Consider the following 2569-nt stretch of genomic DNA (forward strand, 5'->3'; position numbering starts at 1 on the left):
CCCGCCCGGGGGCAGGTTACCCACGCGTTACTCACCCGTGCGCCGCTCTACTCGGGGGGTTGCCCCCCCTTTCGCGCTCGACTTGCATGTGTTAAGCACGCCGCCAGCGTTCGTTCTGAGCCAGGATCAAACTCTCCACTTTGAAATGGATAAGACAGGATCCTTACGCACCTCTGCATTCCCTGTTCAGTTTTCAAAGATCCGATTGGATCGCCTCTCCGGGAAACCCTCAAGGCAGACTTGCCAATATACGAAAGAGCGAAAAGCTTGTCAAGGGATAATCACCGCTCCCCGATTTCATTTTACATCCGAAAGGAGCGTTCCCTCAACCGTTCCAGGGGACAAAGAAATATAGCCGAACGGAGTTTACGATGCAAGAAAAAAATCGAAGTTTCCGGCGACTACCCGAAGGAAATTACGACAAACTCCTTCTTCCCGATTTTCAGGCGTATTTCACCGCAGGGATCGATCTCCCGCGCCGGGTCCGTCGCCTTCTCGCCGTCGATCTCCAGGCCTCCCTGCTCAATGAGCCTTCGCGCCGCGGAGCGCGAGGAGAAGGACGCGGACACTTTCGACACGACGGAAGCAAGATCCTTTCTGTCGCCTATGGCGGTGCCGGAAATCCTGCGCGCGTCGTCGGGAAACTCCCTCCCGGAAAACCGGCGGCGAAACCCTTCCAAAGCTTCTCTACCCGCCATTTGCCCGTGGAACCGCGCGGTGATCTCCTCCGCGAGCGAAATCTTCGCATCCATCGGATGGAGCGAACCGTCCCCGATCCCTTTTTTCAGCGCCTCCAGGCGGTTCATGCTGATGCCGGAGAGAAGCTCGTAATACGTGAGCATCAGGTCGTCGGAAATCGACATCATCTTTCCGAAGATCGTCTCCGGCGGCTCTGTGATGCCGACGTAATTACCGAGGCTCTTGCTCATCTTGTTTACGCCGTCAAGGCCCACAAGGAGCGGTGTGGTCATGACCACCTGCGCTTCCTGCCCGTAAACGCGCTGCAGGTCCCGGCCCACAAGCAGATTGAACTTCTGGTCGGTCCCGCCCAGCTCCACGTCCGCCCGCAAGGCGACGGAGTCGTAGCCCTGGAACAGGGGATAGAGGAACTCGTGGATTGAGATCGGGCGCTCGCCTTCGTAGCGCTTGCGGAAATCGTCGCGCTCCAGCATCCGCGCAACAGTCATCTGCGCCGCTATCCTCACCATCTCTTCGATCGGAAGACCGGAAAGCCACTCCGAGTTGAACCGGACCTCGGTCTTCTCCGGGTCGAGGATCTTGAAGATCTGCTCCCTGTACGTAGCGGCGTTGCGCTCCACGTCGTCCCTCGTCAGCGCCTTGCGGGTTTCGGATTTCCCCGAAGGATCGCCTATCATGCCCGTAAAGTCGCCGATCAGGAAGACCACCTGGTGCCCCGCTTCCTGGAAATGCCTGAGCTTCTGTATGAGAACGGTATGTCCGAGGTGCAAATCCGGCGCAGTGGGATCGAATCCGGCCTTGACGCGCAGCGGCCTTCCTTCCCGCATGGAGCGAAGGAGCTTTTTTTCCAGCTCCTCGCCCGTGATTACTTCAACCGCTCCCCGCTTCAGGGATTTGAGAATCTCATCCATTCGTCCGCGCTCCTCATTTGTCTTTCGCTCATGACAAACGGCTCCACGGCCTTGCATGTGCCGGTTTCAGGGTCCACGTCGAAAAAAACTCCGGCAGCCTCCGGCTCGCCGGACGCGACCTCGAACCGCGTGGGGACCTGGAGGCGGAATCGGCGCAGCACCGCCTTGGGATCCATGCCGATCACCGATCCGGACGGCCCGCACATCCCGGCATCCGTTATGTATCCCGTGCCCCCTGGGAGCACCTGCGAATCCACGGTCTGGACGTGTGTGTGAGTCCCCGCGATGAACGACACCCTGCCGTCGAGATGGAACGACATCGCGCGTTTCTCCGATGTCGCCTCCGCATGGAAGTCGACGAGGATCGCCGCCGTGCGGCTCCGGATCGCCGGGAGGTTCGCGTCCATCCACTGGAAGGGGCAGTCGTTCTGCCCCATGAATACCCTGCCTGTGAGAGATACGACCGCGTACGGAGCGCCGCTGCGCCCGCTGAACACGCCCCAACCCCGCCCCTCGACGCCGGGCGGATAATTCGCCGGACGCAGGACCCGTGAATCCCCTTCCAGCAGAAACAGGCCTTCCCGCTTGTCCCAGACGTGATTTCCGCCGGTAAGCACGTCCACTCCGGCGTCGAACAGCTCCTTGACCGTCGGCTGGGTCACGCCCACGCCGCCCGCGGCGTTCTCGCCGTTCGCGATCACCAGATCCACATCGCGCCTTCCTGCCAATCGGGAGAGAAATTCCCGGACGGCCTTGCGGCCCGGCTTTCCCACGACGTCGCCGAAAAACAAGATCCACATAACGATCACCTTTAAAAAAAAACAGGGACGGTCCTGATAACTCCTGTCAATCTATACACCCCAGTTGAATAACCAGACTCCGTTTCCGCCAAAGAGAGACCGAGCTCAGGCAACGCAAAACAGGGACGGTCCTGATAACTCCTGTCAATCTATACACCC

Annotated in this window: 2 protein-coding genes and 1 rRNA gene; all 3 read right to left on the bottom strand. The window is 59.6% G+C overall.

Annotation, left to right across the window (positions count from 1 at the left end):
* Positions 1–145, bottom strand: a 16S ribosomal RNA gene (locus HY896_02900); the annotation flags it as partial.
* 256 nt (positions 146–401) lie between these two features.
* The gene (locus HY896_02905) at positions 402–1610 is read right to left on the bottom strand and encodes a tyrosine--tRNA ligase (GenBank protein ID MBI5575294.1); all 1209 of its coding nucleotides are present in this window, start codon (positions 1608–1610) and stop codon (positions 402–404) included.
* Positions 1586–2410 (bottom strand): YmdB family metallophosphoesterase, encoded by an 825-nt coding sequence (locus tag HY896_02910; protein ID MBI5575295.1) that lies wholly within the window; start codon positions 2408–2410, stop codon positions 1586–1588. Before HY896_02910 ends, HY896_02905 begins: the two co-directional genes overlap by 25 nt.
* Positions 2411–2569: the final 159 nt, after the last annotated feature.

This window comes from Deltaproteobacteria bacterium (genome assembly GCA_016218975.1).
GTDB lineage: Bacteria > Desulfobacterota > Deferrimicrobia > Deferrimicrobiales > Deferrimicrobiaceae > JAENIX01.